Genomic DNA, 26,982 nt, shown 5'->3' with positions numbered 1-26,982 from the left:
AACGAACGGGTTTTTTTATTCACGCGGAGGCTAGCGTGGCCACGCGTGATGAAGACAAGACGCAGCTGCACGCGCAGCCACGTCCCGGCGAAAGGGTGCGCGTTACTCGACCTCGACCGTTTCCGGACTCGGGCTACGCGGCGCACCGCTGTCATCGAATGTCAGTTGCACCTTGCCTTCTTCGTCGACATCTACCGCCACGCGGCCACCAGCTGCGAGCTTGCCAAACAGCAGTTCGTCCGCCAATGCACGGCGGATCGTGTCCTGGATCAAACGTTGCATCGGTCGCGCGCCCATTAACGGATCGAAACCGTGTTTCGCCAGATGCTTGCGCAACGCGTCGCTGAATTGCACGTCCACTTTCTTCTCGTGCAATTGGTCTTCAAGCTGCATCAAGAACTTGTCGACCACCCGCAAGATGATCTCTTCGTCCAGCGCGCGGAAGTTGATGATCGAATCCAGGCGGTTCCGGAATTCCGGCGTAAACATCCGCTTGATGTCGGCCATCTCGTCGCCAGTTTCACGTTTTGTCGTGAAACCAATCGTCGACTTCTGCATTGCCTCCGCCCCCGCATTTGTCGTCATGATGATAATGACGTTACGGAAGTCGGACTTGCGACCGTTGTTATCGGTCAACGTGCCATGATCCATCACCTGCAACAGGACGTTATAGATATCCGGGTGCGCCTTCTCGATCTCGTCCAGCAACAAGACGCAGTGTGGCTTCTTCGATACGGCCTCCGTCAACAAACCGCCTTGATCAAAGCCAACGTAGCCCGGCGGCGCACCGATCAAGCGGCTGACTGCATGACGCTCCATGTATTCCGACATATCGAAACGGATAAGCTCGATACCCAGCGTGAAAGCCAGTTGCTTGGCGACTTCGGTCTTCCCGACGCCGGTCGGACCGGAGAAAAGGAAAGAGCCAATCGGCTTGTCGGTCTTGCCCAAACCCGCGCGCGCCATCTTGATTGCCGCGGCCAACGCATCGATCGCGGGATCCTGACCAAACACCACCGACCGTAAATCGCGATCCAGCGTCTGCAACTTGCTGCGATCGTCCTGCGAGACACTCTGCGGTGGAACACGGGCCACCTTCGAGATGATGTCCTCGATCTCGGATTTTCCGATCGTACGCTTCTGCTTCGACTTCGGCAGGATACGCTGTGCGGCACCCGCCTCATCGATGACATCGATCGCCTTGTCCGGCAGATGGCGATCCGTGATGAAGCGCGCCGACAACTCCGCCGCCGCCGATAAGGCCCCGGCCGAATACTTGACGCCGTGATGCTCTTCGAAACGCGACTTCAAGCCGCGCAGGATGGCAACTGTCTGCTCGACCGTCGGCTCCGGCACGTCGATTTTCTGGAAGCGACGCGAGAGCGCCGCGTCTTTCTCAAAAATGCCACGGTACTCGGTAAACGTCGTTGCACCGATGCATTTCAACTGGCCCGAGGACAACGCCGGCTTCAGCAAGTTCGATGCGTCGAGAGTCCCGCCGGAAGCGGCACCGGCACCAATCAGCGTATGAATTTCGTCGATGAACAAGACCGCGTGCGGGCGGTCCTTCAGCTCTTTGAGCACGGTCTTCAAGCGCTGCTCGAAATCGCCGCGATACTTCGTGCCCGCCAGCAGCGCACCCATGTCAAGCGAATACACAATCGCGTCGGACAAAATATCCGGGACCTCGCCGCGCGTGATGCGCCACGCCAGGCCTTCGGCGATCGCGGTCTTGCCCACCCCGGCCTCGCCCACCAGCAGCGGATTATTCTTGCGACGGCGGCAGAGCACCTGAACGACCCGTTCCACTTCCGCCTCGCGGCCGATCAGCGGATCGATACGGCCATCCTTCGCCGACTGGTTGAGATTCTGCGTGAATTGCGCAAGCGGCGTTTCCTTCTGCGCGCCACCTTCTTCGGCTTCAACGCTCGCATCGGCCGCCTTGGCCTGATCACCCGCGCCGGTCTTAGCGATGCCATGCGAAATGAAGTTGACCACATCCAGACGCGTCACGCCCTGCTGCTGCAGGTAATACACCGCGTGCGAATCCTTCTCGCCGAAGATCGCGACAAGCACATTAGCGCCCGTGACTTCCTTCTTGCCGTTCGACGTCGATTGCACGTGCATGATCGCGCGCTGGATCACGCGCTGAAAACCCAGCGTCGGCTGCGTATCGACGTCATCGGTCCCAGGTACCGTCGGCGTATTGTCGTGGATGAAATTACGCAGATTCTGACGCAGATCGTCGATATTTGCCGCACAGGCCCGCAGCACCTCTGCAGCGGTTGGATTATCCAACAACGCCAATAACAGATGCTCGACCGTAATGAATTCATGGCGCGCCTGACGCGCTTCCATAAACGCCATGTGCAGACTGACTTCCAGTTCCTGGGCAATCATGCTTCCTCCATCACACACTGCAGCGGATGGCCCGCTTGCCGCGCATGGGTAACGACTTGCTCAACTTTGGTCGCCGCGACATCTCGCGAATAGACCCCACAAACTCCCCTGCCCTCGCGATGAACCTTCAGCATGATCTGTGAAGCCGTCTCACGATCCTTGTTGAAGTATTGCTGAATGATCAAGATCACGAACTCCATCGGCGTGAAGTCGTCATTCAACAGCACGACCTTGAACATCGGCGGCGGCTTTAGCTTTTGCTCCTGCCGCTCTAGAACGGTTCCGTCCTGCTTGTTCGGGATGATCGCCATACGTCCATTCTAAACATCTCGCGCCGCCCTGCAATCCGAACCTGATCGGGAATGCGCCTTTGCGTTTACAGCAACGGTCGAACGTTGCCGCCGACGTCATGTAGTGTATCGGGCAATCTGACCGATACCACGACAACACAAGGCGCAAGGCATGCAGGCCAAACGCATTGCACTCACTATGGGGAAGAGACTCAGATCGCACGCAGCGTTCAACTGCCGGAAATGTCGCGCGCTCCAACCTCGAAACCGCTTGAACAGCCTTGCCGCGAACATTGCGTCTTGACAGCTATCTTGGGCGATTATCGCCGTTTTCAAGATCGAGCGCTGCGTTATCACAATACCCCTCGATGGAAGACGGAAAAGCGCCCGGGAATGCCCGTCATACAATGGACACATCCCATTTGTGTCTTGTTTTCAGACAGCCACGCCATCAGGGAAATTTTTTTACGGCGCGACCGCCCTGCGGAAAAGTCGGGACGACGAATAGTGACAAACGTTTGCCGATCAGGGTCTTCCCCTAAAGAGAAACGCCTGCGCGGCGCACTTGCGCGCCATGCGAACTACGTATAAGCGCGTGACAAAAAAACGCTTGACAGTCGAATAAAGAGCCTCAAAAATCAAAAAGCATCTTCCCTTACACCAGTACTTACGGGGGAATGTGCTTTGGCCTGCCGCTAGGCCGCGACCCCATTCCAATGGACCGCGTGCTGTTCCATGGCGGTGTTCAGTGACAGTTGAGCGAGAAAGCGCTTCAGAGGGGATGCAGTATGGCAACAGGGACGGTGAAGTGGTTCAATGATGCAAAGGGTTTTGGCTTTATCACCCCGGACGAAGGCGGCGAAGATCTTTTCGCGCATTTTTCCGCCATCCAGATGAGCGGCTTCAAGACACTCAAGGAAGGGCAAAAAGTGAGCTTCGAGGTCGTGCAAGGCCCAAAAGGCAAGCAAGCGTCAAATATTCAGGAAGCCGCCTGATCTGATATCCGGCTCGATCATCCTGCCTCACGTCGGCAAACGCCCACGATACAGGACGATGACGCCAGTACTGCTGTAGAGAAGCGATACCTTTTCTAACAGGAAAGGTGTGGGGGCAGGATAAGCGAAGTTATCGTTTGCTGGCCCGCCTGCTTCGCTACTAGCAGGGAACGCAAACCGCCCGCTCTTCTCTCGCCCCGCTCTCACCCGGTAGAGATGCGCGTCAGACAGGGGTTGGGCCGTTTGCGCAAACGCATTGCCCTGGCTACAAATTGTCAATCAGGGCGTCGCCGAACCCCGAACAACTGACTTGTTCCGCGCCTGACATCAAGCGCGCAAAATCGTAGGTCACCCGTTTCTGCGAGATCGTCTTGCGCATTGCATCGACGATGGCGTCCGCGGCCTCGATCCATCCCATATGCCGTAGCATCATTGCCGCGGACAGAATTTCCGATCCCGGATTCACATAGTTCTTCCCTGCATATTTTGGCGCCGTGCCATGCGTTGCCTCGAAAATCGCGATGTCGTCGGACATGTTCGCGCCTGGCGCGATTCCAACCCCTCCCACCTGTGCGGCCAATACGTCTGACGCATAGTCGCCATTCAGGTTAAGCGTCGCGATGACATCATATTCACGTGGGCGCAACAGCGTGCGTTCGAGAAATGCGTCGGCAATGGCATCCTTGATCGTAATATCCTCGCCGGTGCGCGGATTCCGGATGCTGACCCATGGACCATCGTCGATCAGTTTGCCGCTAAACTCTTCCAGCGCCACCTCATAACCCCAATCGCGAAACGCCCCCTCCGTGAACTTCATGATGTTGCCCTTGTGGACAAGCGTCACCGACCGACGGTCGTGATCGATGGCGTACTGAATCGCCTTGCGCACCAGGCGCTTGGTTCCTTCGCTGGACACCGGCTTGAGACCAATGGAAGATGTATCAGGAAACCGCAGGCCCGTCACACCCATTTCCTCGCGCAGGAATCGGATCAATTTCTGCGCTTCCGGCGTGCCTGCCGCCCACTCGATACCGGCATAGACGTCTTCCGAGTTTTCCCGAAACACCACCATGTCCGTGTGTTGCGGTTCACGTAACGGCGACGGCACGCCGTCGAAATACTGGATGGGACGCAAGCAGACATACAAATCGAGTTTCTGCCGAAGCGCGACGTTCAACGAACGATACCCTTTGCCGACGGGAGTAGTGAGCGGTCCCTTGATGGCCACTGCATGATCGCGCAATGCTTGCAATGTTTCGTCCGGTAGCCATACGGTATCGCCATATAACCGATGCGCTTTCTCCCCCGCATAGATTTCCATCCAGTGAATCCGGCGCCGCCCCGTGTAGGCGGCGCGGATCGCGGCATCGACGACCTTGATCATCACCGGCGTGATATCCACGCCGACACCATCCCCTTCGATAAACGGAATGATCGGGTTATCCGGTACCGTCAATGTGTGATCGTCGCGCACGACGATACGTGCGCCTTCGGCAGGAACCTGAATGTGCTGGTACGGCATTGTTCGACTCCACTCGACGGCATACGGGCGCGAGATGCCCTGGACATGGTATTTTACGCTCTGATCGCGCGATTTTCCCGAAGTCGGCGGCGTTATCGGCCAGCCATCCGCCGCTACGACGTTCGCTGCGTCCTCGCGCCAGCTCTCACCCCGTTATGTCATTGCTCGCCCTGAACAAACCCTTTGGCACGATCTGCCAATTTTCGTCTCACCCCAGCCGTCCGACCCTTGCCGCGCATGTCCCGCTGCCCGATATCTATCCGGCCGGGCGACTGGACGCCGACAGCGAGGGCTTGTTGCTCCTGACCGACGACGGCGCGCTGCAGGCGCGCATCGCCGAACCGCGCCAGAAGCTGGTCAAACGTTACTGGGCCCAGGTAGACGGCGAACCCGATGACGCGGCACTCGCCCGCCTGGCACAAGGCGTGGACCTCGGCGATTTCAGGACGGCGCCGGCAAAGGCATGGCGCATTGCCACTCCGGACAATCTCTGGCCTCGCGACCCGCCGGTCCGCTTCCGGGCCACGATCCCAACCAGTTGGATTGCAGTGGAAATCAGCGAGGGCAAGAACCGACAAGTGCGCCGCATGACGGCGGCGGTGGGATATCCCACTCTGCGCCTGGTTCGCGTTGCCATTGGCGCGGTGGACCTGTTCGCGCTGGGACTTGCGCCGGGTGCCTACGTCCCGCTGGCGCCCGGTGCCCCCTGGAAACGATAACCCATGCGCCCAGCCCAGACCGGTACAGCGACGTGCGCGTACCTGGGACAGTCTGGCAAAAAAGTTTGCATTCGATGTCAACCGATGTCGCCGGGGTGCGTTATTGGCTATGACAGGCCGCAAAAGACGGCCGGTCTTAACCAAATTTCGAGATATCGAGGACGTCATGAAGAAACTGATCGCTGCCGTGATCGTTGGCCTGTTCGCAACCGCTGCTTTCGCGCAAACCCCGGCTTCGGACGCTGCTGCACCGGCAGCCGCTTCGACGGCTAAGAAGTCGACGCATAAGAAGCACGCTGCCAAGAAGCACGCCAAGAAGGCATCTTCGGCTTCGGCCGCTTCGGCTGCCAAGTAAGCAGCTCAGGCCCGCGCCGCGGGAGGCCTCACCGGCTTCACACAGCGGCGGCCGACGGCTCTCGCTGCGCAATACGCGCCAAGCAGGCGGATCACCCACCGGGTATCCGCCTGTTTTCAATTGTGCAGTACCATCTTGCACATTCCTTTAGACGGAGTGATCCTCTTGAATCGCCTGATGAAGCTTCTGTCACCGCGGTTGTCGCCGCGCCGGTCCCTACGGGACATTGCCGACCAGATCATGTCGCGTTTGACGCGACGGGCTGCAATGCACCCCTTACCGCCTCGCGCCGGCCTGTCCGCTGCCGTCGCGATCACGGGCATGGTGGCCGCCCTGGCGCTGCCGGTGGCGCCCGCCGTCGCCCAGCCGCTGGCTGGGGCCACGCCGCCGATCAAGCAGCCGGGCGACTTTCCGACTGTGACACTCAGCGCTGGCATCAATGTCATTCATGCGGAAGTGGCGGCGAATGATGCGGATCGCGAACAAGGTCTGATGTATCGCAAATCACTGGCGAAAAATGCCGGCATGCTATTCGTCTTTCCAGATCGCGCGGGACATTGCTTCTGGATGAAAAACACGCTCATCCCGCTATCGATCGCGTTTATTGGCGATGACGGCACGATCACCGATATCGACGAGATGCAGGCGGAAACCGAGAATAATCATTGTCCGACCCGCGCGGTTCGTTATGCGCTGGAGATGGAAAAAGGATGGTTCGCCAGCCATGGCATCAAGCCTGGCATGCGGATCGATGGCCTTACCAGTGGTGGCGCGCAGTAGCACCCGCGACAACGCCACCGCCCCGCAATGGGGCTTACGCACGTTCCCCAGGCGCTTGGAGTATGCTGACGCTTGCAATATGAACCGCTGCCTGGGGCGGTAATCTGATTGTTTCGCCCCCTTCGCCCTTCGGCTGGCAGCGGCCCCTCTCTGGAGAGACACCGTGCCCCGCAAAACCCCCATCGAGCGCTACCGTAATATCGGCATCAGCGCGCACATCGACGCCGGCAAGACCACGACGACTGAACGCATCCTGTTCTATACCGGTGTGAATCACAAAATCGGCGAAGTGCATGAAGGCGCTGCGACGATGGATTGGATGGAGCAGGAGCAGGAGCGCGGGATCACCATCACGTCCGCCGCAACCACGACGTTCTGGAAAGGCATGGCCGGGAATTTTCCGGAACATCGCATTAATATCATCGACACGCCCGGACACGTCGACTTCACGATCGAAGTCGAACGTTCGATGCGCGTACTCGATGGCGCCTGCATGGTCTACGACTCCGTGGGGGCGTGCAGCCCCAGTCCGAGACGGTCTGGCGACAAGCCAATAAATATGGTGTCCCACGACTTGCGTTCGTCAACAAGATGGATCGGGTCGGGGCCAACTTCTTCCGCGTTCGCGATCAGATCATCGCCCGGCTCAAGGGCAATCCGGTCCCTCTTCAGATTCCGATCGGCGCGGAAGATCATTTCCAGGGCGTTGTCGATCTCGTCAAGATGAAGTCGATCATCTGGGATGACGCTTCCCAGGGCGTCAAGTTCACGTACGGTGACATCCCCGAGAATCTGGTCGCGCTCGCGCAGGAGTGGCATGAAAAAATGGTCGAGGCCGCGGCGGAAGCGAGCGAGGACTTGCTCGACAAATACCTTGGCGGCGAAAAGCTGACCGAGGAAGAAATCAAGCAAGCCTTGCGCGCACGCACGATCAAGGGCGAGATCATGCCGATGCTATGTGGCAGCGCCTTCAAGAACAAAGGCGTACAGGCAATGCTCGATGCCGTGATCGAATACCTGCCGTCACCAATCGACGTCCCCGCAATCAAGGGTGTCCTCGAAAACGACCAGGAGGCCGAACGCAAGCCATCGGATGCGGAAAAATTCTCGGCGCTGGCGTTCAAGATCATGACCGATCCGTTTGTCGGACAGTTGATCTTTTTCCGGGTGTACTCCGGCTCGGTGACGTCCGGCGAGACGCTGTACAACTCGGTCAAGCAAAAGAAGGAACGTCTCGGACGTATTCTGCTGATGCATGCCAACCAGCGCGAGGAAATCAAGGAAGTCTACGCGGGCGACATCGCGGCGGCGGTGGGGCTGAAGGAAGCGACAACCGGAGACACGCTATGTGACCCCAACGCGGTCATCATCCTCGAACGGATGGTGTTCCCGGAGCCGGTTATTTCGCAGGCGATCGAACCCAAGACAAAGGCGGACCAGGAAAAAATGGGGATTGCGCTGAATCGCTTGGCGCAGGAAGACCCGTCGTTCCGCGTACAGACCGACGAGGAATCGGGTCAGACGATCATATCGGGCATGGGCGAGTTGCACCTCGAAATTCTCGTCGATCGGATGCGACGCGAATTTAATGTGGAAGCAACAGTGGGCAAACCACAGGTGGCGTATCGCGAGACAGTGCGAGGCACGGCGAAGGACGTAGATGGCAAGTTCGTCAAGCAGTCAGGCGGCCGCGGCCAGTACGGCCACGCCGTGATCACCCTCGAGCCCAACGAGGCCGGCAAGGGCTACGAATTCATCGATGCAATCAAGGGCGGCGTCGTGCCACGGGAATATATCCCGGCCGTGGACAAGGGCATTCAGGACACCCTGAAAGCCGGCATTCTGGCGGGCTATCCGGTTGTCGACGTCAAGGTCACGTTGACGTTCGGTTCGTACCACGACGTGGATTCGAACGAAAACGCCTTCCGGATGGCCGGGTCGATGGCATTCAAGGACGCCATGCGACGTGCGCAACCGAGCTTGCTTGAGCCGATGATGGCGGTGGAAGTGGAAACGCCCGAGGAATTCATGGGCAACGTCATGGGCGATCTGTCGTCCCGACGTGGCATTGTCCAGGGCATGGACGACACTCCGGGCGGCGGTGGCAAGATTGTTCGGGCCGAGGTGCCGCTGGCGGAAATGTTCGGGTATTCCACATCCCTCCGATCCGCCACACAAGGACGCGCTACGTATACCATGGAGTTCAAGCATTACTCGGATGCGCCGCGCAACGTGGCCGACGCGATTATCAGCGCGAAAGGCACGAAATAAGCGGCATGCGGCGTGTTTCTTGTCATGTGTCTTTGCTTTTTTTGCGTTATGTCATACGTTGAAAATATTTGTCACTGCGGTGTCATGTTTCGTTCACCAATCCGGAGTATCGTGATCACTCCACTGGCTGCGCGTTGCATGACGTGAGCCGTCGCCCGGTCCTTCCGTGTCCGGTGCTGGCGTGACGGATTCCCGCAGCTGTTGTGCGAGGAATGCCGCGCCCCCTAGCGTTCGAACGTTTGTCCGCGCCTTCCTCCTCGCATAGAACATCCAACCGGGGTATTCACCCCGGTATCGCTCATTGGTGACAGCGAGCGCGGTAAAATCGAAGGAGGGAGCGGTCATGGCGGGCTACGAAATTCCCCGAAGTTTTTTCAGTCACGCATTCAAGCGTGCTGCGCTCGAACGCGTACTGCTGGAAGGCAAGGCGCCGGACGCTGTTGCCCGCGAACTGGCCATGCCGCTCCAGGTGCTGCAGGAATGGCTTGATGCCGAGGAAGCCATGCATACCCCACCGCTCGTCGTCCCCTTGCCGCCTGTCGGTCGCCGTGTGGGTAACACCGCGCCGATCTCGGGAACGTCGCGTGGCGGGGCATTCGAATAGCCCGTTCTTTGCACTATCGAGTGCCGATGCCCATGCCGATGGCTAGCGTCACGTCCGTTTCACAGCAATACCTTTCACAGCCAATTGTTGCATCTGTAGCGTCAAATAATTATTTTTGACGAACATTGTTTCGTTTGACGAAACAATGTTGTTAATTTTCGTTCCAGCTTCTCGCTTATGTCCCGCCTTCCGGCCTTGATAGGCCGATTAAAGGGCGCGACGAAAAACTGGATCGGAGATTACACATGAGGAAGACGCTTTTCGCGGTAGCAGCGCTGGCCTGCGCGGCAGGTGCTCAGGCACAAAGTAGCGTGACGTTGTATGGCGTGCTGGACCAATCCGTCGGCTACACGTCGAAAGTCTTAGGAGTCAACGGGAATCAAGGGCGGCAGGTCGCGCTCTACCCCGCAGGTGGCCTGGAAGGCAGCCGCTGGGGTCTTCGTGGGACGGAAGACCTGGGCGCGGGCCTGAGCGCGTTCTTCAATGTCGAGAGCGGCATTAATCTCGCGAACGGTAAATTCGCGGAAGATGGCACGATCTTCAATCGGAAAGCCTTGGTGGGTTTGCGTAGCCGTGACTTCGGTAGCGTGTCGTTTGGTCGTCAGTCCGACATGGTGGTCGACTTCGTTGCCCCGTTCAGCCAGGTTGCACGGTATGCGCGGACCATGGGCGGTGCGCGATATGACCTGAATAATTTCGACTATTCGAACCAGTTACAGAACTCAATCAAGTATGTCAGCCCGTCATTTTCCGGCTTCTACTTTGGTGGAGCCGTCAGCATTCATGGTGTAGCGGGCGCAAACCGCGAAAATCTCGTATGGTCGGCAGGCGCCGGGTATGACAATGGCCCGTTCAAGTTCGGTCTTGCCTATACGGATTCCAAGAATGCGAATTTCAACCCTTACTTGACGTCGTCCCGCAGGCTTGGCAATAAGGTAGCGCAGGATTTGGCCACAAGGTTAGGGGCTAGCGACATCGGTAACGTACAGTCGCGTTATCGGGTAGGTGCTGTAGGCGGTTCCTATACGTTCGGTCCGGCGAGCATTGCCGCGACATATAGCAACGTTCGGACAAAGATGGGAACGTTCGATAATTCCCTCGATCTTAAGATGCATATTGCTGAAATCAGCGGTACCTATCAGGTGACTTCAGCCGTGGGACTTGGTCTTGGTTACACGTTCACCCGGGGCGACGAAAATGATACGGGCGATTCCCGAAAGAAAATCCAATTCCATCAAGTGACCGCAGGTGCGAATTACGCTTTGTCGCGTCGCTCGGAAGTGTATGTTACCGTCGCCGCGCAACGTGACGCGAAGGACGGCGGCGCATTCATCAACGGTGTTGGACCCACCGATAACAAGACCCAGATTTCAGGTCGTGTTGGTCTGCGACATGCATTCTGATTCGTAAGCAGTAATCCTATGCTGTATCAAAGGCGAGCCTGATATTCCGGGCTCGCCTTTGCTTTTCTCGGTACGCGGATACGGCGCCACGATCTACGGGTGTGGCTGTTGCAAAACACCCACCCCTATTCGGGCCATTATTTTACGGCCCCGCATCGTCGGACATTGGCTTACCATGTGACTCATGCGGTCCGTTTCTCGCTGCTCGTAACATTTGGCGTAAAGTGCGCCAGACAAGGTGAGCGGTACCACCGGTGCGCAACCATCACCCGGATGCAATGGCATCCGGTAACGTGTTAAGACAACAATCGGCACGGGTTGAGCGCACAATGGTACTTAGACTGGTGAGAAAAGACCCGGATCAAATGCAATTCTTGGCAATAACTGGACAGACCGGCGAAGCATGACGTTTTACCGGGTATTCGTTTCACGTTGGCGAGGGGAAAGCATGGATATCTACAGCAGTTTCGCGAGCCGTTTCGACAAGTCACGCGAGGAAGAGTTCACGCTCGAAGAGTATCTCGAGCTTTGTAAAAAGGATCCATCGGTATACGCGAGCGCCAGCGAGCGCATGTTGATGGCCATCGGTGAGCCCGAGGCCCTCGATACGCGCAATGATCCCCGCCTGTCGCGCATCTTCGCGAACAAGGTGATGAAGATCTACCCGGCCTTCCGTGAATTCTACGGCGCTGAGGAAGTCATCGAGCAAGTTGTCTCGTATTTCCGCCACGCGGCGCAAGGCCTCGAGGAAAAGAAACAAATTCTCTATCTACTGGGTCCGGTGGGCGGCGGGAAGTCATCGATCGCTGAACGGCTCAAGCAATTGATGGAGCGCGTGCCTTTCTATTCGATCAAGGATTCTCCAGTCAACGAATCGCCATTAGGTCTGTTCGACTATGAGGAGGATGGGCCGATCCTCGAAGAACAATTTGGCATTCCGCGCCGTTACTTGAAGAGCATCCTGAGCCCGTGGGCGGTCAAACGGCTGCATGAATACAACGGTGACATCCGCCAGTTCAAGGTAGTGAAGCGCTACCCGTCCGTGCTGCGTCAATTGGGCATTGCGAAGACCGAGCCTGGTGATGAAAACAACCAGGACATTTCGTCGTTGGTGGGCAAGGTCGACATCCGAAAGCTCGAACAGTTTTCCCAGGATGATGCTGACGCATACAGCTATTCCGGTGGCCTTTGCCTGGCGAATCAGGGTTTACTCGAATTCGTTGAAATGTTCAAAGCGCCGATCAAGGTGCTGCATCCGTTGTTGACGGCAACGCAGGAAGGCAACTTCAAGGGGACGGAAGGATTTGGCGCGATCCCGTTCGACGGAATCATTCTTGCGCACTCGAATGAGTCTGAGTGGAAGGTGTTCCGCAACAACAAGAACAACGAGGCAATGCTCGACCGGATTTATATCGTCAAGGTCCCGTATTGCCTGCGCGTGAGCGAAGAAGTCCGTATTTACGAGAAACTGCTGCGTAATTCTTCGCTGGCCGATGCGATCTGCGCGCCGGGCACATTGAAGATGATGGCACAGTTCTCGGCGCTGACGCGGCTCCATGAACCTGAAAACTCCAGCATCTATTCGAAGATGCAGGTGTATGACGGCGAGAATTTGAAAGATACCGATCCAAAGGCGAAGTCGTATCAGGAGTATCGTGATTTTGCCGGTGTCGACGAAGGGATGAACGGTACGTCCACGCGCTTCGCGTTCAAGATCTTGTCGCGGGTATTCAATTTCGACTCGACCGAAGTAGCCGCCAACCCGGTGCATTTGATGTACGTGCTGGAGCAACAGATCGAGCGCGAACAATTCCCGGCGGAACAGGAACAAAAGTACCTGTCTTTCGTCAAGGACCAGTTGGCGTCTCGCTACGTTGAATTTATCGGAAAGGAAATTCAGACGGCATACCTCGAATCGTATTCGGAGTATGGACAAAACATCTTTGACCGCTATGTCACCTATGCGGATTTCTGGATTCAGGACCAGGAATTCCGCGATCACGATACGGGCGAAAGTTTTGACCGGGCTGCGCTAAACGCCGAACTCGAGAAAATCGAGAAGCCGGCGGGCATCAGCAATCCGAAGGATTTCCGTAACGAGATCGTCAATTTCGTGCTGCGTGCGCGGGCCGGCAATGCGGGCAACAATCCGCACTGGACCAGTTATGAGAAACTGCGCAGGGTGATCGAGAAAAAGATGTTCTCGAACACGGAGGAGCTGTTGCCTGTCGTGTCGTTCAATGCGAAGGGCTCGGCGGAAGAGCAGCGCAAGCACGACGAATTTGTCAATCGGATGGTCGAAAAGGGATATACGCCCAAGCAGGTGCGCCTGCTGTGTGAATGGTATCTGCGCGTACGCAAAGCGTCGTGATGCCATCGGCACTGCCTGCGCAATGCGCAGGCAGTGCCGCACGGCGTGTGGCGGTGTCCAATAGTCCATCCACGTGTACACGCGTGCGGTGAGGGCGCCCCGCGACGACTCATCAGATGGAGACGCATCTTGCCGCAAATTATCGACCGCAGACTTTCCGGCAAAAACAAAAGCATCGCCAATCGCGAACGCTTTCTGCGGCGCTTTCGCAGTCATATCCGTGGCGCGGTAACCGAAGCAATCCGGGACCGTGGCATCAAGGATATCGAGAAGTCGGAAAAAATAACGATTCCCCGCAGGGATGTATCGGAACCCGTGTTCGGACACGGTCCCGGTGGTACGCGCGAAATGGTGCACCCGGGCAATTCAGACTACATGCGCGGTGACCGTATCCAGCGCCCCAATGGTGGAGGGGGCGGTGCGGGTTCCGGCAGTGGCCAGGCCAGCAAGGACGGCGAAGGGGAAGATGAATTTGCCTTCGAATTGAGTCGCGAAGAATTCATGCAGTATTTCTTCGAGGATCTCGAACTGCCACGGATGATCGCGAATGAATTCCTGACGGTTCCTAATTGGAAAAGCGTCAGGGCTGGCTATGCGGCGGAAGGCACGCCAAACAATATCCATATCGTACGTTCACTGCGCGGCGCGCTCGGCCGGCGTATCGCGCTGGGCGGCCCGCTGTCCGCGGAAGTGCGTGAGATGAAGGAACGGTTGCAAGCGCTGGAACGCGCGCCAGCTATCCCGGCCGATCCCGCCAGGTTGGACGAGATCAAGAAGTTGAAAGCGGAGATCATCGCGCTGGAAGGACGTATCGCGCGCATTCCGTTTATCGATCCATTCGACTTGCGCTACGTCAATCGCACGCGGCAAAGCATGCCGTCGAGCCAGGCGGTGATGTTCTGTGTGATGGACGTTTCAGGATCAATGGACGAGCAACGAAAGGACTTGTCGAAGCGTTTCTTCATCCTGTTGTATCTGTTCTTGACGCGGAACTATGAGCGTATCGAGATGGTTTTCATCCGTCACCATACACGCGCCGATGAAGTGAATGAGGAAACGTTCTTCCACTCCCGAGAGAGCGGCGGTACGGTGGTATCCAGTGCGCTGGAACTGATGGCGAAGATCATCGAGGAGCGGTATTCGCCCAACGAATGGAACATCTATGGTGCACAGGCATCGGATGGTGACAACTGGAATGACGATTCGCCAAAGTGCAGGCAACTGTTGAGCAAGGACATCCTGCCCGCTTGTCGGTATTTCGCCTATATCCAGGTCGCGCCGGAAGAGCAGAATCTATGGCAGGAATACGAACAGATGGCGGTGGATCATCCGCAGTTCGCAATGAAGAAAGTGCAAACGGCCGCGGATATCTATCCAGTGTTCCGCGAGCTGTTTGAAAAACGCGCGAATGCGAAGCAAGGCTGATCCAGGATATTGATCCGTTTGCGCGCTCCCAGCCGGGAGCGCAGAGGGGAAAGCGATGGGCGAGACGAATACGTTGATCGACCAGGCAAATGAAGTAGCGCAACGCGTATCGAAAACCGCAAGTGGCGTGGCGACAAAGCGTGACCCGTTGCCAAATCCGTCGGACTGGACGTTCGAACTGATCGAGCAATACAACGACCATATCGCCGCCGCCGCAAAGGCATACAAACTCGATACGTATCCGAACCAGCTCGAGATCATCAGCTCCGAGCAGATGATGGATGCCTATGCGTCAATCGGCATGCCGGTCAATTACCGTCACTGGTCGTTTGGCAAGCATTTCCTATCGACCGAGAAAGGCTATCGTCGCGGGCAGATGGGTCTCGCGTACGAGATCGTCATCAACTCAAATCCTTGTATCTCGTATTTGATGGAGGAGAACACGCTGACCATGCAGGCGCTGGTGATCGCGCATGCGGCGTATGGTCATAATTCGTTCTTCAAGGGTAATTACCTTTTTCAGATGTGGACCGACGCCAGCGCAATCATCGACTACCTGGTGTACGCAAAGAACTATATCGCCGAATGCGAGCAAAGGCATGGGCTGGACCGTGTCGAGGAACTGCTCGATTCGTGCCATGCCTTGATGAACTATGGTGTGGACCGGTACAAACGTCCGCAAAAATTGTCGCTCGAGAAGGAACGCGTGCGGCAACGCGAACGTGAAGCGTACTTGCAGTCGCAAATCAATGAATTATGGCGAACGCTACCGCCGCGGAAGATCGAAACGATCGACGCGATGGAAGAGCGTTTCCCGGAAGAGCCGCAGGAAAATCTGCTCTACTTCGCGGAGAAGAAGGCACCATTACTCGAGCCATGGGAACGCGAAGTCATCCGGATTGTTCGCAAGGTCGCGCAGTATTTTTACCCGCAGCGTCAGACGCAAGTCATGAATGAGGGATGGGCCACTTTCTGGCACTACACCTTGTTGAATACCCTGTACGACCAAGGCAAGTTGACAGACGGCTTCATGATGGAGTTTCTTCATTCGCATAGCAATGTGGTCTTCCAGCCACCGGTCAGCAAGCCGTACTACACTGGGATCAATCCGTACGCGCTCGGTTTCTCGATGATGACTGATATCCGGCGCATTTGCGAACACCCGACCGACGAAGATCGGTACTGGTTCCCGGACATGGCGGGCTCCGACTGGCTGGAAACGTTGCACTACGCCATGCGCAATTTCAAGGACGAGAGTTTCATCGCGCAGTACCTGTCGCCAAAGGTCATTCGCGACATGCGCTTCTTCTCGGTGCTGGATGACGAACGCGACGATGCGCTGGCGATTTCCGCCATCCATGACGAGAGCGGCTATCGTTACGTCCGGCAGGCGTTGTCCAAGCAGTATGACCTGCACCATCGGGAGCCGAACATTCAGGTATGGTCGGTGGATCGGCGTGGCGACCGCAGCCTGACATTGCGACACGTTCGCGCCGATAATCGTCCGCTGGATACGTCGACCGACGAAGTCTTGCGCCATATGACGCGGCTATGGGGCTTCGACGTAAAGCTGGAAAGCGTGGATGCCGATGGCAATGTCATCGAACGTTATAAGTGCGACGGTTTGCGCGGCATCCGTCCGTGACCACTCGCGATGCCCAGTCAACGGCATCGCGATACCGTGCAACCGCAGATGCCCGTCACCTCCCGGCGCTTAAGCTGACATTCATCAATCGATGCTCCAATGATCGCGGCGGCGTACCAGATCGTGGCATATTGACAGGCCGGGACGTCTGCCCGCACTCCGTGGCGAGTACCGTTGTATACCAACATTTGTCCGCGCCCGTGACCTGAGTGAATAAGGACCCGGGCGCCCGACGATGCTCGTCCGCGCCTTCTCCGATGTTTCCCTTTGCTAAGAATGTCCTCTCGACTCCCACGTTTTACGGTAATGGCGATCCGTACGGTGCTTGCGACTGCGTTAACACTGTCGTTGCATCCAATGACGGCGCAGGCAGAAACCGACGGGCCTGTTTATGGACCGGAACTGCAAGGTTTTGATTATCCCTATCCCGTTTCCTACTTTACGTTCCAGTCCCAACGTCAGACGCTGCACATGGCTTACATGGACGTCGCACCGCGCCCGGAAACCGCGAATGGCCGCACCGCCGTGCTGCTACATGGGAAAAACTACTGCGCGGCAACCTGGGGGCCGACGATCGGCGCCTTGCACCAGGCCGGGTATCGGGTCATCGCCGTCGACCAGATCGGCTTCTGCAAATCGGACAAACCACAGGCCTATCAATTCTCCTTTGCACAACTCGCCCGCAACACCCAGGCGCTGCTGCAGTCTCTTTCCATCGACAAGGCAACGATCGTCGGTCATTCGACCGGCGGCATGCTTGGTATCCGGTACGCATTAACCTATCCGAAGCAAACGGAACAGTTGGTACTCGTCGATCCTATCGGGCTAGAAGATTGGCGTGCGAAAGGCGTACCTCCGATCTCCGTCGACGATTGGTACGCGCGGGAGCAGAAGACCACGGCGGACCGCATCCGCAACTATGAGAAAAACACCTATTTCGCTGGGCAATGGCGCGCGGACTACGAGCCATCGGTGCAGATGTTGGCCGGGATGTACCGGGGTCCGCAGCGCGATGTCGTCGCGTGGGATTCGGCATTGCTGTATGACATGATCCTGAATCAACCGGTGTTCTACGAGCTGCCGCAGATCAAGGTGCCTACCGTGTTGATGATCGGCGCAAAAGATACGACGGCCATTGGCAAGGAGTACGCCCCCGCCGATATCCGCCCGACCCTGGGCAACTATCCGGCGCTGGCACAACATGCGGCGGCGGTCATCCCGAATGTGATCCTGGAGACCTTCCCCGATGCCGGCCATGCGCCGCAAATGCAGGAGCCCAATCAGTTCCATGCGGTGCTGTTGCGTGACATGAAAGCGTTGAAGCCGATGCAGGACTAAGGCACTGAAAAAATGTCGAGCGTCGGTGCGCGTTCGTTATCACGCGCGGTGTCTCGGCACCGTCAACCAATAAAACCCCCCCAGCGTGAACCGCGCTCCAACAGTCGGACACGCGTCCGACCTTTGAGATGCAGTTCACGAATGGGGGGCTTGGCGCCATCTGGCGCGGACCAGCAAACCGCGAGGGATGCCCGTCTATCCCGGCATCACATCGCCATGCGGAAAAAGCGATTCGTCATGCCGACCAGGGTCATCAGGCGAAGTTCTTCGCGGCAAAATCCCAATTCACGATATTCCAGAATGCCGCCAGGAAGTTCGGGCGGGAATTGCGGTGGTCGATGTAGTAAGCGTGCTCCCACACATCGATCGTCAGCAATGCCTTGGCATCGGACGTCAGCGGCGTAGCGGCGTTGCTGGTCGATACGATGTCCACCGAACCATCGGCCTTCTTGACCAGCCAGGTCCAGCCCGATCCGAAGTTGGCGGCCGCGGCGGCGGCAAACGCTTCCTTGAACTTGTCGTAGCTGCCCCACTTCGCCGTGATGGCGTCCGCCAGTGCACCGGTGGGTGCGCCACCGCCGTTCGGCGACAGGCAGTTCCAGAAGAACGTGTGGTTCCAAATCTGGGCGGCGTTGTTGAACACGCCACCGGACGACTTCTTGACGATCTCTTCGAGGGTCAAGCTTTCGAATTCCGTGCCCGGAATCAGCTTGTTCAGATTCGTGACGTACGTCTGGTGATGCTTGCCATAGTGGTACTCAAGCGTTTCAGCCGACATATGCGGTTGCAATGCATCTTTTGCGTACGGCAGCGGGGGCAGTTGGTGTTCCATAGCCGAGGACATCCTTATGTTGGTTTGCGGGGATATATTTACCTTACGTCGACCGGTTCGGTTTGTCGCGACCCACCATCACGCGATGTAATGCCGACACGATGGGCAACCCCGTCCGGCCGTGCGGCGAGGGCTTGTTCTGACCACTCCGGCGATTGTAGGGTAGTTACCGCCCCCTCGCAAACGACGGATATCGTATATGCTGCCGCGAAAACCCCGTGGCATCGGCCTCGTGCCGCTTTTTCGGTACTTGCCGATCGCCTTCGCCGAACGAGACCGCGGCCCGGCGGCCCGTCGTTCCCCGCGCCATGGTCACGCCCGGTCCATCGTGCTCAAAAATGCATCAAGCACAAAAAAGACCAGCCGCACCAGGGTTTACCTATGCCGTCCCCACGTTGTTCACATGAAAGACCGCCAAGACTGGGGACGAAACCGCGCCGGGCCATTCCTCTAAAGGCCGGACCTGTGGATAACCGATCACGCGTCGCAATGCACCGATCCCGTTCCATCAAGAGGCAAAGCGGCATCGGAAATTGCCTAAATTTTACGCACCCACAATTTTAGCTGTTCGGCCATTGGGTTAGCGCTGCCCTCCCCAAGTTGTCCACATGCAATCATCGGTTCGATGGGGATAGCATGGCGCGGGGAACCTGGCAAAAAATCGACTCTGCCCAAAAATGCATCACCTTCAAAAAGCGCAGACCTGCCAATGACTTACGAAAACGATTCTGATGTTTCCCACAGGCTTCCGGCGCGCAGCTGTGGATGACATGCGGATGACAGCCCTGCAACCCGCTTGCCGCGCGAAGACCAGCGCGTTACATTGCGCGCTCCGGCAAGCTGGGAGGGCGGCATGAGCGTGGGGAAATGGGAGGCGCGCATAACGGCGGCGTGGCAACGGCGAGGTCTGACGGCGTGGTCATTGTGGCCATTGTCACTGTTGTTCGGCGCCATTGCGGGCTTGCGCCGCGCGGCTTTTCAACGCGGCTGGCGGCACAGCATCCGCGTGCCCGTGCCGGTTGTCGTGATCGGCAACGTGACCGTTGGCGGCGCGGGCAAGACCCCCACCGTGATTGCACTGGTCGAGGCCCTGCGGGAGCAAGGGCTGACGCCCGGCGTGGTATCGCGCGGACATGGCAGTGCGGCAAGCCGGCGCCCTCGCCCAACTGTCGTCGACGCCCATGCAATGCATGCCGCCACCCCGGCCGACATTGGCGATGAGCCGGCGCTGATCGTCCGACGCACTGGTGCACCGCTGGCCGTCGGACGCGATCGGGTGGCCGCTGCCCAGGCCCTGCTGGCAGTCGTCCCCGACGTTGACGTGATCCTGTGTGACGATGGCTTGCAGCATTATCGCCTAGCACGAGACATGGAGATTGTCGTATTCGATGCCCGCCTGGGCGGCAACGGGTTTCTTTTGCCTGCCGGACCACTGCGGGAACCGATGACACGCCGCCGTGATGCCACCGTCATCAATAACGCCCCTGTCTCCATCGCCCCGGCAGACTGGTCCAACACGTTCGCGATGACGCTCGTGCCCGGTGACGCATGGCAAGTGTGCGCAGCCGGAACGCCACCGCACCGTGCGCTCTCGTCCTTTGCAGGCCGTGACGCATCACGCACGCTGGCGGCGGCCGGTATCGGCGCACCGGAACGATTCTTCGACATGTTGCGTGGCCTGGGGATCGCGACACGCACATTGCCACTGCCCGATCATCATGCGTTCGATCGCAACCCGTTCCACGGCGACCCCGCCGAGACGATCCTTGTAACAGAGAAGGATGCGGTAAAATGCGGCGATTGGCATGATCCCCGTATCTGGGCCGTCCCGGTAGAGGGCGTGCTCGATCCTCGTTTGATAGCGCTTGTCGTGGAGAAGGTCCGTGGACGCTCGTCTGCTTGAAATCCTCGTGTGTCCGTTGTGCAAGGGACCGCTGAAACATGATCGTGCCGCGCAGGAATTGGTCTGCGCGACCGACAAACTGGCGTATCCGATCCAGGACGGTATTCCCGTCATGCTGGCAGAAGAAGCGCGTACGACCGTCGATGGTCATCGGGTGAATCCGAATGGTCCGGACGCGGACGTCGGCGCCGGAACCGTCTGAGAAACGGCTGCCGATCGTGTCCATAACGACCTCCGTACTCGTCGGCGGCGACAGCACGCCCGTCTTTGTCGCTGTCATTCCTGCTCGCCTCGCATCAACCCGCCTGCCGAATAAACCGCTTGCCGATATCGGCGGAAAACCGATGGTCGTCCACGTCGCGGAGCGTGCGCAAGCATCCGGGGCGCGTCATGTCGTGGTGGCCACCGACGCCCAATCCGTCCACGACGCCGTGATCGCGCACGGTTTCGAAGCAATGTTGACACGCCCTGACCATCCCTCCGGCACCGATCGGCTCGCCGAAGTGGCAACGCGCCTCGGCTGGAGCGACGATACCGTGGTGGTCAACGTCCAGGGCGACGAACCGTTGATCGCACCGGAACTGGTGCGGGGGGTGGCGGCGCATCTGGCCGCACATCCCGATTGCGCGATCGCCACGGCCGCCCACCCCATTCATTCAATCCACGAGATATTCGATCCGAATGCGGTAAAAGTGGTCATCAACGCGAACGGGGTGGCGATGTATTTTTCGCGCGCGCCGATTCCCTGGTTTCGCGAAGGCTATGCCCGCCCGGTGGCAGCGGAATCGTCAGTGCTCACCGACGCCGTCGATACCGCCTCGACGTCCACATCGAATGCATCGGTCGCGGCTGTCAAGACCGGGGCGCCATCTGTTGCGCCCACGCTGGAGAGCGCGCTGGCGGCCTCGCGTGACGCCGCGGCCGATCGTCGCAGTCAATTGTCCGAGAATGCACCAGCACCCGTCTATCGGCATATAGGCATCTATGCATACCGGGTGGGATTTTTACGCCGCTATCCGACACTGTCGCCTGCGCCGCTGGAGCGTGCGGAATCGCTTGAACAACTCCGTGCGATGTGGCACGGCGAACGGATTGCCGTACTGGTGACGGCCGATGCGCCACCGCCTGGTGTCGACACGCCGGAAGATCTTGCCCGCGCGCGTGACGCATTTGCGAAGCGCTCCGTTTAATAAAACATTGAGATAAACGGTGAGCATCGTTCATGCCTGGCCCGCCAAACCATCGTCGCGCGCCGGTTTCATCGGCGACAACCATGGCATAATCAGCGTTCGCGCTGGAAGAACGCGTGCGATTCACACGCGTAATCGACCGACTGGCAAGTCCTGTTTGTGACCCATATCGGACGCTTCCAGTGACCACGACACGCACCCGCGACGACAACGTGACGATCCCGTTGTCCTGACGATGGGACGAAACGGGGTCGGCGCGCCGGCGTTGGTCCACCATGGTTGTCCATGGGTTGGTGATCATCTTTTTTACACACCCAATTTCGAGTTGTCGGCAGGACCGCGGCGTGAACTGCCCGCCGTGGTGCCCCGGCTGTTGCACCCGCGGTAGACCCGCGACGGGGGCTGTCCCTGATGGCATGGCACCCCGAACGGGCCGGCGACTCGGCACCCGATCCATATAAACGGAGTAATCGTCATGCGTTTGATCCTGTTAGGCGCGCCCGGCGCGGGCAAGGGCACCCAAGCTGCATTCATCAAGGAGCATTTCGGTATCCCGCAAATCTCCACAGGCGATATGCTGCGCGCCGCCGTGAAGGCCGGCACGCCGTTGGGTCTGGAGGCGAAACGCTTCATGGACGCCGGCGAACTGGTGACCGACGAACTGATCATCAATCTGGTCAAGGAACGCCTGCAACAACCGGACTGTGCGAACGGCTATCTGTTCGACGGTTTTCCGCGGACGATCCCGCAAGCGGAAGCAATGCGGGAAAGTCACGTTGCTATTGATCACGTGCTCGAAATCGATGTCCCGTTCGACGAAATCATCAACCGCATCAGCGGCCGCCGTGTGCACGCCGCATCGGGTCGAACCTATCACGTCACGTTCGCGCCGCCGAAGGAAGCCGGCAAGGACGACCTCACCGGTGAACCGTTGATCCAGCGTGACGATGACAAGGAAGACGTCGTACGCAAGCGCCTGGAGGTCTACAACGCCCAAACCCGGCCGCTGGTCGATTTCTACCAGCAATGGGCCAAATCGACCGATAGCGCCGGCGCACCGGTGTATCGACGCATCGCGGGCCTGGGTCCGGTCGACGAAATCCGCCAGCGGGCACTGGATGCGTTGAAAGACTGAGGGGCATCGCGGAGGATCGACGCACCGCGATCACCAGGTATGCCGACGTCGACCTCCGCCTGATAAAACCGACATGCCGCCAGGGTCAGAGACGCGCTTCGCCGTCCCCGCGGCGCTCGCCGGCGCGTTGCCGTAAGTCGGTCAGTTGGGTTTCGATAATCGTCGCGTCTTCCGACGCCGGCCGTTCTTCGAGATAGGCCTGCAGATCGGCAATCGCCGGCCGATACGCGTCGACACGGGCAAATGCCAGACCGCGATCGCGTCGCTCCTCGATGTTCTGCGGCAGGAGGATCGCTAGACGCTGCTGCACTGCTAACAGCAAGGGCCATTGCTCGGTCTGCAAATAAATCATCTTGAGGTTGCGCAACATCCGCGCGACGACCTCGCGCGCGGTTGCCGGCTGCAAAATCGCGCGCAACGCGCTGGCGACCGGTTGCCCTGCGCTGATCATATAGGGTTCGAGCATCTCCATCAGTTGTGACTCGCTCAACGAATCACCTGTTGTCGGGTCCATGATGACCTCCCCTGCAGGCAACGTCGCACGCAGCATGAAATGCCCGGGGAACGACACCCCGCTCACCTTCAAACCCAGTTGCTGGGCCATCTCCAGGTAGAGCACGGCAAGTGATATCGGTATGCCATGGCGCTTGTGCAGCACGGCGTTGAGATGGCTATTATCGGGATCGTAATAATCGTTCCGATTGCTGGCAAATCCCAGCTCCCGGAAGAAATAGCGGTTCAGCAAATGCAACTTCTGCGCCGCGCCGGCCTGTTTCGGCAACCGTCTGCGCAATTTATCGACAAGACCATCGATATCGGCCAGGGCCGCCTGAACGTCCAACTGCGGATACGCGTCTTGCGCAAGGGACAATGCCGCTTCCGTCAGCGGCAATCCCTCGTCGTCGGCGACCAGCGCGCCGAAGTAATCCAATACAACCGTCGACTTCGTCACGTCATACCCTCCGTCGGAAGTAGCTGTATTTGAAACCCATCAGCATCAGTATCGCAAAATATAACGCGATGAAGAGGACTATGCTTGCCGCCAGCAAGGCAATACGCAACCAGGGCGTCTGCCCCAATCCCACCCAATCAAATGACTGAGCGAACCATAACATGACGCCCGCTAGAATAAGGCACGCTCCGACCAGTTGCGCGAAGAATAGCGGCCAGCCCGGCTCCGGGCGGTAGACGCCCCGCTTTCGCAATACGACAAACAGGACGGCTGCATTGACGGTCGCGCCGACGCCGATCGATAACGCCAGTCCGGCGTGCGCGAAATATGGCACGAAAAAATAATTGCACAACTGTGTAAAGATCATGACGCCGACAGCCACGCGCACCGGCGTCTTGATATCCTGCCGCGCGTAAAAGCCCGGTGTCAGGATTTTCAGTAGCGTGAAGCCCAGCAGGCCAATGCCGTACAAGCCAAGCGCGCGCGCCACCATCGCGACGTCCAGCCCATCGAACTTGCCATAGCCGAACAGCGTTGCCGTCAACGGCACGGCAAAGACAAACAGTGCAACCGCGCTAGGCGCCGCGAAAAGGAAGGTGAGGCGCAAACCCCAATCGAGCAATGACGAATATTCTTTTGGGGCATTGTCGGAATGTGCCTTCGACAAGCTCGGGAGCAGAATGGTACCCAGCGCCACGCCGAGCAAGGCATTCGGAAACTCCATCAAGCGATCCGCGTAAGACAACCAGGACACGCTGCCAGCGGGCAAATGCGATGCGATATTGGTATTGATGATCAAGCTCAACTGCGCCACGGAGACACCGAACGTAGCCGGCACCATCTTGGCAAGCACCCGCTTGACACCACGGTGACCGAGGGCTTTCAATGGATTGAGCGCGATACGCGGTGCCATGTCAATGCGCCGCAAGGCGGGAATCTGTACGAGAAACTGCAGCAGGCCACCGACGATGACGGCAAACGGTAGCGCATAGATCGGCGTCTGCAAGTGTGGCGCGACGAACGTGGCGGCGACGATGAAGCTGATATTCAGCAGCAGCGGCGCGAACGCCGGCATGGAAAAATTCTTGTATGTATTCAGGACGCCCGCCGCCAAGGACGTCAACGAAATCAAGGCGATATACGGGAACATGACCCGTGTCATCCACACCGCCTCGGGAAAGGCTGGCCCCTCGTGCCGCAGTCCGGACGCAACCAGATAGACAACCCAGCTGGCACCGGCGATCCCGAGCAGCGACAGAATGGCAAGGAACCACGCAAGCACTGTTGCCATGGCATCGACCAGCGCCTTGGTCTCTTCGTGCCCTCGTTGGTTCTTAAACTCCGCAAGAATGGGCACAAAAGCTTGCGAAAATGCACCTTCAGCAGACAATCGGCGCAATAAGTTCGGGATGCGGAAAGCGACGTTGAAGGCGTCGGTATAGACGCTGGCGCCAAACGCGCGAGCAATCAACGTTTCACGGGCAAGGCCGGTTATACGGGAAAGGAGCGTAAAGCCACTGACCGTCAGGAGCGCTTTGAGTAAGTTCATGTTGCGCCTATTATACGGACCAACGTCGAAAAGCATCCGATCTCACGCACTTTGCGCCGCAACGCTTGCTTCCTGGAATCGAATCAGGCTACAATCGACGGTTCCGAATCATTCCATTTCGCTTCTCCGGTTGTTTTCGGTTGCCCGTCAACCGGTCTGGCTTCAACAATCGAAGCACGGTTGAAAAAACAGCCGAAGCACAGGACAAGGTACTTTTTCATGGCAAATTCCGCCCAAGCTATCAAGCGTGCTCGCCAAAGCAAGCAACGCAACGCCCTTCGCTCCGCGCAACGCGCTCAAGCGCGCACCTCGATCAAGAACGTCGCGAAGGCGCTGACGTCTGGCGACGTGTCGAAGGCGACGGATGCGTTCAAGGTTTCGGTCAAGACGCTGGATATCATGGCCGACAAGCGCGTTATCCATAAGAACAAGGCCGCGCGCCTGAAGAGCCGCCTGTCGGCGCGTCTGAAGAAGGCCGCTACGGCAGCGCAAGCGGCTGCCTGATCAGGCGGCGCGAAACACGCGCTTACTGCGGACTTGTCCCTTGGCGAGCCCGCAGTAAGCGCGTAGCCGCCTGAGGCTCCGGCCCGCCCTTTTTAGCGTGTGTGCATCAAGTGATTTCATCGATGCATGCATGAGTAGACCGCATCCCTATCTGGCTGCGCTCACTTAAAAAAGCCCGCAAGCGGGCTTTTTGTATTGGTGCGTTAGCTAGCGTGGGCGATCTTCGAACATCAGACAGCCTTCGGTAACCTGCAGATCGTTATCCTTGGCGAAATTCATCACGAAATCGAAAGCCATCGGCTCTTTGGCGCGCAGCCGTTCGTCCACGACCACGCATTTGATACCGCCGAGGATCACTGGTCTGACATAGAGCGAATACTTCAGTCGCGCGTTGGGACCGCTCGCACCGGGGCCGAACGCCGACATCACGCCAGCGAGCCGCTCGGACCAGTCGCTCGGCCGAAATGTTTTACCGGACGAGGTGATGCCCTGAACGAAATATTCGCGCGGTGGAGTATCGGCCATAGCGATGAGGTTGAAGCGTCGGTCCTGCCTCTGACGTACACGGTTCCCACTGGTGGAAAAGCGGTGAGCAGGCGCCCACCCTTTCCCAGCCGTTGGTTCCTGCCGCACACGCGATACCCGCAGAGTCAGGACAGAAGGGTTGCCCGAAGGGATGCAAACCGGGTTCTGTCGAACCAAAGACCAATTATAGCGTGATCGGCCTACCGCCGCCGCCGTGAACCTGCGCAATGCTCGTCAAAACAGGCATAATCCTCTATCCTTTCGATACGATCTG

At 58.2% G+C, this 26,982-nt stretch carries 23 protein-coding genes and 1 pseudogene; 16 read left to right on the top strand and 8 right to left on the bottom strand.

Annotated elements, in window-relative coordinates; genetic code table 11:
• Nucleotides 1–102: 102 nt before the first annotated feature.
• On the bottom strand, nt 103–2,400 hold the full coding sequence (gene clpA / locus WM40_RS14005) for an ATP-dependent Clp protease ATP-binding subunit ClpA (protein ID WP_024901719.1): 2,298 nt from the start codon (nt 2,398–2,400) through the stop codon (nt 103–105).
• Nucleotides 2,397–2,711: an ATP-dependent Clp protease adapter ClpS gene (gene clpS / locus WM40_RS14000; protein WP_024901720.1), complete on the bottom strand. Its 315-nt coding sequence runs from the start codon at nt 2,709–2,711 to the stop codon at nt 2,397–2,399. The genes clpA and clpS overlap by 4 nt, the downstream gene beginning before the upstream one ends.
• A gap of 767 nt (nt 2,712–3,478) precedes the next feature.
• Between clpS and cspD the strand changes: the two genes are divergently transcribed.
• Nucleotides 3,479–3,685, top strand: a complete 207-nt coding sequence (gene cspD / locus WM40_RS13995) for a cold shock domain-containing protein CspD (protein WP_024901721.1) — start codon at nt 3,479–3,481, stop codon at nt 3,683–3,685.
• Between the two features lie 265 nt (nt 3,686–3,950).
• Here the strand turns inward: cspD and icd are convergent, their stop codons facing one another.
• On the bottom strand, nt 3,951–5,207 hold the full coding sequence (icd, locus tag WM40_RS13990) for an NADP-dependent isocitrate dehydrogenase (protein WP_024901722.1): 1,257 nt from the start codon (nt 5,205–5,207) through the stop codon (nt 3,951–3,953).
• Nucleotides 5,208–5,362: 155 nt separating this feature from the next.
• Here icd and WM40_RS13985 point away from each other — a divergent pair, with 155 nt between their 5' ends.
• The 4 genes and pseudogenes from WM40_RS13985 to fusA all read left to right on the top strand — a co-directional run bounded on the left by WM40_RS13985 (nt 5,363) and on the right by fusA (nt 9,332).
• Nucleotides 5,363–5,926: a pseudouridine synthase gene (locus WM40_RS13985; protein WP_036007147.1), complete on the top strand. Its 564-nt coding sequence runs from the start codon at nt 5,363–5,365 to the stop codon at nt 5,924–5,926.
• Nucleotides 5,927–6,092: 166 nt separating this feature from the next.
• Nucleotides 6,093–6,281, top strand: coding sequence for a hypothetical protein (locus WM40_RS13980; protein ID WP_024901723.1), 189 nt, complete (start codon nt 6,093–6,095; stop codon nt 6,279–6,281).
• A gap of 240 nt (nt 6,282–6,521) precedes the next feature.
• Nucleotides 6,522–7,061 (top strand): DUF192 domain-containing protein, encoded by a 540-nt coding sequence (locus WM40_RS13975; RefSeq protein WP_082102737.1) that lies wholly within the window; start codon nt 6,522–6,524, stop codon nt 7,059–7,061.
• Nucleotides 7,062–7,224: 163 nt separating this feature from the next.
• Nucleotides 7,225–9,332 (top strand): annotated as a pseudogene (gene fusA, locus WM40_RS13970) (elongation factor G).
• Between the two features lie 93 nt (nt 9,333–9,425).
• On the opposite strand, the gene WM40_RS30110 reads toward fusA, so the two are convergent.
• Nucleotides 9,426–9,677 (bottom strand): hypothetical protein, encoded by a 252-nt coding sequence (locus WM40_RS30110; RefSeq protein WP_157685795.1) that lies wholly within the window; start codon nt 9,675–9,677, stop codon nt 9,426–9,428.
• Between WM40_RS30110 and WM40_RS13965 the strand changes: the two genes are divergently transcribed.
• The 6 genes from WM40_RS13965 to WM40_RS13940 all read left to right on the top strand — a co-directional run bounded on the left by WM40_RS13965 (nt 9,676) and on the right by WM40_RS13940 (nt 18,118).
• A complete protein-coding gene (locus WM40_RS13965) occupies nt 9,676–9,936 on the top strand; it encodes a hypothetical protein (protein WP_024901727.1) in 261 nt (86 codons plus the stop codon). The two genes, WM40_RS30110 and WM40_RS13965, sit on opposite strands and share 2 nt — an antisense overlap.
• Before the next feature lie 245 nt (nt 9,937–10,181).
• A complete protein-coding gene (locus tag WM40_RS13960) occupies nt 10,182–11,339 on the top strand; it encodes a porin (protein ID WP_046153124.1) in 1,158 nt (385 codons plus the stop codon).
• A 448-nt stretch (nt 11,340–11,787) separates the two neighbouring features.
• Nucleotides 11,788–13,710, top strand: a complete 1,923-nt coding sequence (locus tag WM40_RS13955) for a PrkA family serine protein kinase (RefSeq protein WP_046153123.1) — start codon at nt 11,788–11,790, stop codon at nt 13,708–13,710.
• 126 nt (nt 13,711–13,836) lie between these two features.
• Nucleotides 13,837–15,135, top strand: a complete 1,299-nt coding sequence (locus WM40_RS13950) for a YeaH/YhbH family protein (protein WP_024901730.1) — start codon at nt 13,837–13,839, stop codon at nt 15,133–15,135.
• 55 nt (nt 15,136–15,190) lie between these two features.
• Nucleotides 15,191–16,780: a SpoVR family protein gene (locus WM40_RS13945; protein ID WP_081764736.1), complete on the top strand. Its 1,590-nt coding sequence runs from the start codon at nt 15,191–15,193 to the stop codon at nt 16,778–16,780.
• Between the two features lie 276 nt (nt 16,781–17,056).
• Nucleotides 17,057–18,118 (top strand): alpha/beta fold hydrolase, encoded by a 1,062-nt coding sequence (locus tag WM40_RS13940; protein WP_046153122.1) that lies wholly within the window; start codon nt 17,057–17,059, stop codon nt 18,116–18,118.
• 253 nt (nt 18,119–18,371) lie between these two features.
• Here WM40_RS13940 and WM40_RS13935 read toward each other — a convergent pair whose 3' ends face one another.
• A complete protein-coding gene (locus tag WM40_RS13935) occupies nt 18,372–18,950 on the bottom strand; it encodes a superoxide dismutase (RefSeq protein ID WP_024901733.1) in 579 nt (192 codons plus the stop codon).
• Nucleotides 18,951–19,803: 853 nt separating this feature from the next.
• Between WM40_RS13935 and lpxK the strand changes: the two genes are divergently transcribed.
• The 4 genes from lpxK to adk all read left to right on the top strand — a co-directional run bounded on the left by lpxK (nt 19,804) and on the right by adk (nt 23,178).
• On the top strand, nt 19,804–20,853 hold the full coding sequence (lpxK, locus tag WM40_RS13930; protein WP_046153121.1) for a tetraacyldisaccharide 4'-kinase: 1,050 nt from the start codon (nt 19,804–19,806) through the stop codon (nt 20,851–20,853).
• Nucleotides 20,834–21,055 carry a Trm112 family protein gene (locus WM40_RS13925; protein ID WP_024901735.1) on the top strand — a complete coding sequence of 74 codons (222 nt, stop codon included), beginning with the start codon at nt 20,834–20,836 and terminating at the stop codon, nt 21,053–21,055. The genes lpxK and WM40_RS13925 overlap by 20 nt, the downstream gene beginning before the upstream one ends.
• Before the next feature lie 22 nt (nt 21,056–21,077).
• Nucleotides 21,078–22,043: a 3-deoxy-manno-octulosonate cytidylyltransferase gene (kdsB, locus tag WM40_RS13920; protein WP_046153150.1), complete on the top strand. Its 966-nt coding sequence runs from the start codon at nt 21,078–21,080 to the stop codon at nt 22,041–22,043.
• Nucleotides 22,044–22,518: 475 nt separating this feature from the next.
• On the top strand, nt 22,519–23,178 hold the full coding sequence (gene adk, locus WM40_RS13915) for an adenylate kinase (protein ID WP_024901737.1): 660 nt from the start codon (nt 22,519–22,521) through the stop codon (nt 23,176–23,178).
• Between the two features lie 85 nt (nt 23,179–23,263).
• Here the strand turns inward: adk and WM40_RS13910 are convergent, their stop codons facing one another.
• Both WM40_RS13910 and murJ read right to left on the bottom strand, forming a co-directional pair.
• Nucleotides 23,264–24,130, bottom strand: a complete 867-nt coding sequence (locus tag WM40_RS13910) for a SirB1 family protein (RefSeq protein ID WP_024901738.1) — start codon at nt 24,128–24,130, stop codon at nt 23,264–23,266.
• 1 nt (nt 24,131) lies between these two features.
• Nucleotides 24,132–25,679 (bottom strand): murein biosynthesis integral membrane protein MurJ, encoded by a 1,548-nt coding sequence (gene murJ / locus WM40_RS13905; protein ID WP_024901739.1) that lies wholly within the window; start codon nt 25,677–25,679, stop codon nt 24,132–24,134.
• A gap of 219 nt (nt 25,680–25,898) precedes the next feature.
• Here murJ and rpsT point away from each other — a divergent pair, with 219 nt between their 5' ends.
• Nucleotides 25,899–26,183 carry a 30S ribosomal protein S20 gene (gene rpsT / locus WM40_RS13900; RefSeq protein ID WP_024901740.1) on the top strand — a complete coding sequence of 95 codons (285 nt, stop codon included), beginning with the start codon at nt 25,899–25,901 and terminating at the stop codon, nt 26,181–26,183.
• A gap of 207 nt (nt 26,184–26,390) precedes the next feature.
• Here rpsT and WM40_RS13895 read toward each other — a convergent pair whose 3' ends face one another.
• Nucleotides 26,391–26,708, bottom strand: coding sequence for a DUF3579 domain-containing protein (locus WM40_RS13895; RefSeq protein ID WP_024901741.1), 318 nt, complete (start codon nt 26,706–26,708; stop codon nt 26,391–26,393).
• Nucleotides 26,709–26,982 lie beyond the last annotated feature (274 nt).

Origin of the sequence: Robbsia andropogonis (assembly GCF_000970345.1) — a bacterium.
In the GTDB taxonomy this organism is placed as follows: domain Bacteria; phylum Pseudomonadota; class Gammaproteobacteria; order Burkholderiales; family Burkholderiaceae; genus Robbsia; species Robbsia andropogonis.
This window is presented reverse-complemented; position numbering and strand designations above follow the sequence as displayed.